Source organism: Cryobacterium sp. MLB-32, assembly GCF_000738085.1.
Classification (GTDB): domain Bacteria; phylum Actinomycetota; class Actinomycetes; order Actinomycetales; family Microbacteriaceae; genus Cryobacterium.
On sequence record NZ_JPRS01000202.1, the window covers coordinates 1 to 5,466 of the forward strand.

Below are 5,466 nucleotides of genomic sequence, written 5' to 3' on the forward strand. Positions count from 1 at the left end.
ACAAGCATTAAGGACCTTGTTGGCATCCTGGGTTGCGGCTTGATTCATTCCGCGTGGGCCGAACATTGTGAACGGTAGATCTATGGGGCGCCCATCGACGGTCTGAAAGAAGTGGAGGGCCTGAACCGTGACGCTGAACGTGACGCTGAAGTTTCCGAATTCGACTGCAAGCCGGCCGGGATGAACATACTCGATGTCGTTCCAGGGCAGTGCATAGCGGGGGACCTCAGTTCGTCCGCGGCCCCACAGTTCGATTCCTTTCGGTCCGAGTGTGACAGCGAAGTGTCGAGGCAGCCTGGGGCGGTCGGCCCCGATGGCCTTCAGCGCGTCGATGATTTCCGGGGTGCGCTGCGTCATGAAGACAAAGGCGTCTGGTCGAACCAAATTGGCTGCCCGCAACTTGGCCCGCTGAGATATGGCAGTGCCCACGGCGATCAGGGTGACGAGCATTCCCAACCCCGCGAGCCAGATGCGGCCTTCCTGTTGGAACGTCAAACCATCGGCGCTTGGACCCTGTGAACTAGCGAATAGGACGCTGAGGGCGGCGGCGGTGAGCGCGATAACGAAGATAGCGAGGCCCCAGATGGCAATCTTCTTGTGCACGGAGGGAGGATCATCCACGAATCGCATGACCCGGTCGAGTGATGAGGCGTTGACGACCGTTCCGGAGCGCTTTCCCACGGTGGCAACGTGATGCTTGGGTGTCGTGGGGACCACCGAGCCGGCTCTGCGAAGGACGATGCCGGTAACCGGGTTCAGTTGATTGAGATCCTGACGGCCACTCGCCATGGTTGTGTAGCCGGCGGCTGCCTCAAGAAGTCTGCGGCGCCGGCGGGCGATGTGGACACCAATGAGGATCAGGATAGAAATTCCGAGGCCAGTCGCAATGATCACTTGGCCCATTTCGCTCACGCTGGACTCATCCTGGATGGCTTGCGTGACGAAGAAGATAGTCGCGCCAAAGATGATGCTCACCACGCGCGCTACTACCCGGATGATGCGTGACAGTCGGTGCTCTGACACCCCCGGGACGAGTTCGTACCTGTCTAGGTCCCCGGGAATATCGATCATGTGCCGAGCCTACCCATCGTGTGGTGCGAGTGGTTCGGGACCACGAGCGTCGGAAATTGGCCATGTTTGCGGCTGGTACGCCGGTCGCACCCGGAGGCCGTACCGTCGAGCATGAACGGGACCACTCCGACTCCTGCTCTTTACGGGTGCCAGGTGCGAACCGCTTACGCATCAGATGTGAGCTGCTCCAGACGCTCGAAGAACGTGTGCAGGACGCGCCGAAATGCTGCCGGCTGCTCGACCCAGGGGTAGTGCCCACACTCTTCGATCGTCACGGAATGCCCTGCGGGCAACATTCGAGCGAGGGCTTTGACAGGTTCACAGCCGACAAGGCAGTCTTGCGCACCCGCAATGACGAGTACGGGAGCCGTCATCTCGAGAAGCCGTGCGGCGAGGTCGTGTGGTGGGTCGACGCTGAAGTATGCCGTCGCGGCGGCTCGGCTCCAGCGCCCGAGCTGTGCGTGTTCTCGTTCGGTCTCATTCCAGGTCGCGTAACCGGCGGCTGCCGAGCCACGCTGCCAGGCGGTGAAATCGTCCTCATTCGATGTGGCCGGGCCCACTCTCAGCGCCAATATTGCGCGGTCAAAATCTGGCTTACTGCGGCGTCGGTCGATGAGAGTCGGGACATCCGTCGGCTCATCCACTAAGTACCCTGCGGGCGGGGTGATCAGCACCAAAGCCGCAACGTTGCGTGGGAATTGCGCGGCGTAGGCAATGGCCAAGCGGGTGCCAGCCGAGTGCGCGACCAGGGTTACCCGGTCGAGTCCCAGGTGAATGCGGAGTTGCTCCACATCGGCCGCTTGACTCCACCACGATCCCCGTTGTGGATCACTCGGCGCTTCGGTCAGGCCGACACCTCGCAAGTGCGGCACGACCAGGCGGTGCTCCTCACCCAGCCCGGCCAGATCGCCCAGGTAGCTGGGGTGTCGGGCCGCGCCACCGGCCAGGAGGATGACTGGGATTGCTTTGCCGGTGCCGGGAATGTCCTCGTAGTACAGGGTTGACCCATCGGAGCTGTCATAGCGTGGCATGACTCGACGCTACAGGGCAGTAAAACGGATTCCGGTCGAATAGTCCTGAAAGTCGGTGGTCGGCGATCCCGAAACGGGGCGTCAGCCCACTGATGCGGCGATGACTTCGACCTTGAAACCTGCTTCGTTTTCGAGATAAGCCGCGTAGTGGTCGGGACCTCCCGCGTAGGGAAACCGATCCGCGTACAAGGCCTTCCAGCCGCGGGTCGAAGCCTGGCCCGCGATCCGGTCGACATCTGCCTGCGTTCCGCCATGAAGGGCAATGTGATTCATCCCAGAAAGCCGACGATCATGCGCCTCGTCGGACACGGCGGGCGGACGGGTGACGACCAGATAGACCTCGCCGCATCGCCAAGAAATACCGGTGTCCCACTCCTGATCAACCGACCAGCCCAGAGCAACAAGCAGCCACCCCCACGAAGTCCGCGCGCTGTCCAAGTCAACAACCCAAATCTCGATGTGATGCACCCCAACTGTCATGTCCCCATCGTTCCACGAACGCAACGGGCACCCGTATCGCAGGGGAACGGCCAGCGCGACAGATCTAGGCCCCGTCAGCGGAACTGCTCAACGCCCTGAGGCCGTGTCAGTTGGGAAGGTCTCCGCGCCAATGTTGAGCTTGGGCGCGAGGTCGCGGCACGCTTCACTATCCGCCATCGGAGGGGTGTGGACACTATCGAGAGGCCGTTGAGGACTTGACCCCAGCCCGGAGGGCTGGTGCAGTCCTTCATCGACAACTTTGACGGCCGACGCGGCGGCACCCTGTCGCCCACGGTGAAGAGCTTCGCTAGCGGTAGGAGCGGCGAAGGTCGTGCAGCAGTTTGCAAAAGCCGACAAAATTATCAGGGCGGCGAAATCGGTCGCTAAGGCATACGCGGAACTCGGCGGGACGGTCTCAAAAGTAGTAGACCTGATCAAGAAGTACGTGAGAAACAAGGCAAGCCTGACCCAGAAATAATCCACTGCTTCGAGCGATTTCATTGGCCGTCTTGGAACGAGCATCTTCAACCTAAATGCATTGGGAAGCTGCTTCGCCCTGGCGACATCCGGCTAGCAACAATCGGTGCAGGGCTGGCGACGGCCTCTTACCCGCAGAATTGTATGTGTGACGATTGGACTGAGTTATGACCTTCTGGGTTGCACTATCAATATTGGGTGTCATCGCGGCTGCGCTGCTTCTTGGATTTATCACCGGGGGGCTGCACGAACGGCAGCGCGATGATGAAGCTAGTAGTGCCCTCGATTCGGAAAGCACCGCCCCGCGTCCGCTGTTGGGAGTCACAGTTGGATTGGTCGTCGTGTTAATCGGCAGCAGTCTGCAGCTGGTCGATCCGTCCGTATTCTCGCCGCTATGGTTGCAGTATCTCCTGCTTGCGGTATTCCCCGGCCTCATCGGGTACGGTGCCCGGCGCCTGCTCGCAGCACGGTTATCCGCCCAAGAGTAGCTGTGTGTGCACGGACCGCCCGAATGGTCTCTGCACACACAGCAGCGTCTCACGTCCCGGGAATCTCCTGCGATATTTCAGCGCAGCTAAGTACGCCGGACGGCCAGCGCGACAGATTTGGGGACCAACAGCGTAAGCCGCTGAGTGCGCCGATGCTGTGTCGCGGACGAACCTTGACCGGTACAGAATCCGTCGCCGGACTGTCGAGTCACTGCAGAACAATTCGGTTTCACTTAGAAGGTTTGCACGGAGTGGATAGCCGTCGAAATTGGGCCCGCCAGTAGGGTTCAGTCATGGCAAACAACGGACCGGCGCGGACGGCACGACGGCCGTTATGGCCGGTAGTGGTAGCCATGGGATTCTTCCTCGCGGCTCTGGGCGCGTTCGTGATCGCACTCGACCTGCTGTTCGGGAACGCGCCGCACAGCGTGGGCGGCGGTTTACTCGCCATCGGCGCGATGGTGGGGTTCATGGGCGCCTACCTTTACTTCACCAGCTGCTTCCGCGGTCTTGCGCATGACGGACGTTAAGCCGCACCGTGAAAAAGACGTCCACAGACTGAATAAGAACTGACCGCCGCCGGGTTCACAGGGGAACCTTATGTCGGACGCCTAGTGCGATCGGGAGAGGGCTTGCTGCCAGGCTGTCTGGCTTTGTAAGACGTATTCGGCTGCGTCGCGCCAGAAGTCCCCGTGGCCGTTGACGTACATGTCGGACCACGGTTGGAGTCCGGTCTCATGCGAGTGGCGCAACAGCTCAAACATTGCCGCGGTCCGTTGTACCATGGCTGCCGGAAGAGCCTCACGTAGGAGGGCATCGGCGCCGTACCCGTCGACGAACGCACGCAGCCTCGACGCTGCCGTTTCGACGGGTTCGCCGTTGATGAGCATGGCAAAAGCTTGGGCCGCGTAGGCCAGCTCCCACAAGCGGGTACTCGGGCCGGCAGCATCCCAGTCGATGAAGACCCAACGATCTCCGATAACCAGGTTCCACGGTGCCAGATCGTTGTGGCACATCAGGTTAGCGTTGTCGACTGGCAGCAGCATCGACCAGCCCTCGATATCGGGCAGAGGAACAGATTCACTCACATCGTGGATCCGCCGGATCATTCGACCGACCCGCCGCAGGTCGTCGGTTCCCAGCGGCATCTGCCCGAGCGCGATGCTGCCTTCCACATACTCGACCGCCTGTCGGCCGGACTCATCGCGACCGAGCGGTTGGGGAACGTCCACCCCATGCGATCGCAGCACGGCGAGAAAGCTCTGCACGACCAAGGTGTTTTCGATCCAACGCTTTCGCACGGTGCCGCCCACCTGGACGACGTCACCTGATGCGTTACCCCCGGTGAGTTCTTTCTCTTCCTCGCCCATACCAGCAGGCTACTGCCCTACACCCGAAGGAACGGAGGCTGAAACCCGGCGCCGAGGGCGTTCCACGGAGGAACGTTGAGCGCCTCAATTCAAGCTGGAGGCTATGCGCTGCAGTTACGAGCGGCTGAGCCGCTTTCCGCGGGGCAAGATCGCGACGATCGGCAACGGCGAAAAAGGGTGCCGTGAATGGACCGACACATTCAAGCGCCCACCGCGGAAAGCTTAGGCGGGCGGTCCGGCAAGGGGATAGGCCTCCACATCCCACCACTTGGCCATCGGGAGTTCGTGCACGGTTATTTCAGCGGCGTTTGAGTCCTCGGCAAATACTTCAAGAAACACTGTGCCGCGAGCGAGCGAAAGGCGAACTGCGCCAAGTCGGCTCGCATCCTGCAATGATCGAACTTTGGCCTGCTCTTCTGCAGCGACGGCGAAAACTTCGTCCATGACCGTGCCCGGCTTGAAGGTACAGATCATCATGAATGCATTCATCAAAACTCCCTTTTCATTTGCTTGACAGCAAGAACATTAAGGCGGGAAACAAAATTCCGA

At 60.8% G+C, this 5,466-nt stretch carries 8 protein-coding genes; 3 read left to right on the forward strand and 5 right to left on the reverse strand.

The genetic code is table 11. The features are described 5' to 3' along the window. The 3 genes from JF66_RS15785 to JF66_RS15795 form a co-directional block, all read right to left on the reverse strand. Positions 1-1,071: hypothetical protein (locus tag JF66_RS15785; protein WP_035879529.1), on the reverse strand; the 1,071-nt coding region annotated here is incomplete at its 3' end. Between the two features lie 164 nt (positions 1,072-1,235). Then, positions 1,236-2,102, reverse strand: coding sequence for an alpha/beta fold hydrolase (locus tag JF66_RS15790; RefSeq protein WP_035879530.1), 867 nt, complete (start codon positions 2,100-2,102; stop codon positions 1,236-1,238). A gap of 81 nt (positions 2,103-2,183) precedes the next feature. Then, positions 2,184-2,582 (reverse strand): VOC family protein, encoded by a 399-nt coding sequence (locus tag JF66_RS15795; protein WP_035879531.1) that lies wholly within the window; start codon positions 2,580-2,582, stop codon positions 2,184-2,186. Between the two features lie 331 nt (positions 2,583-2,913). On the opposite strand from JF66_RS15795, the gene JF66_RS23115 reads away from it, so the two are divergent. From JF66_RS23115 to JF66_RS23120, 3 genes are all read left to right on the forward strand, one after another. Beyond that, positions 2,914-3,060: a hypothetical protein gene (locus JF66_RS23115; RefSeq protein WP_156109850.1), complete on the forward strand. Its 147-nt coding sequence runs from the start codon at positions 2,914-2,916 to the stop codon at positions 3,058-3,060. 166 nt (positions 3,061-3,226) lie between these two features. After that, positions 3,227-3,547 (forward strand): hypothetical protein, encoded by a 321-nt coding sequence (locus JF66_RS15800; RefSeq protein ID WP_035879532.1) that lies wholly within the window; start codon positions 3,227-3,229, stop codon positions 3,545-3,547. 293 nt (positions 3,548-3,840) lie between these two features. Next, positions 3,841-4,077: a hypothetical protein gene (locus JF66_RS23120; RefSeq protein WP_156109851.1), complete on the forward strand. Its 237-nt coding sequence runs from the start codon at positions 3,841-3,843 to the stop codon at positions 4,075-4,077. A gap of 81 nt (positions 4,078-4,158) precedes the next feature. Here JF66_RS23120 and JF66_RS15805 read toward each other — a convergent pair whose 3' ends face one another. After that, a complete protein-coding gene (locus JF66_RS15805) occupies positions 4,159-4,917 on the reverse strand; it encodes a phosphotransferase (RefSeq protein ID WP_035879534.1) in 759 nt (252 codons plus the stop codon). A gap of 222 nt (positions 4,918-5,139) precedes the next feature. Next, the gene (locus tag JF66_RS15810) at positions 5,140-5,406 is read right to left on the reverse strand and encodes a hypothetical protein (protein ID WP_035879536.1); all 267 of its coding nucleotides are present in this window, start codon (positions 5,404-5,406) and stop codon (positions 5,140-5,142) included. Positions 5,407-5,466: the final 60 nt, after the last annotated feature.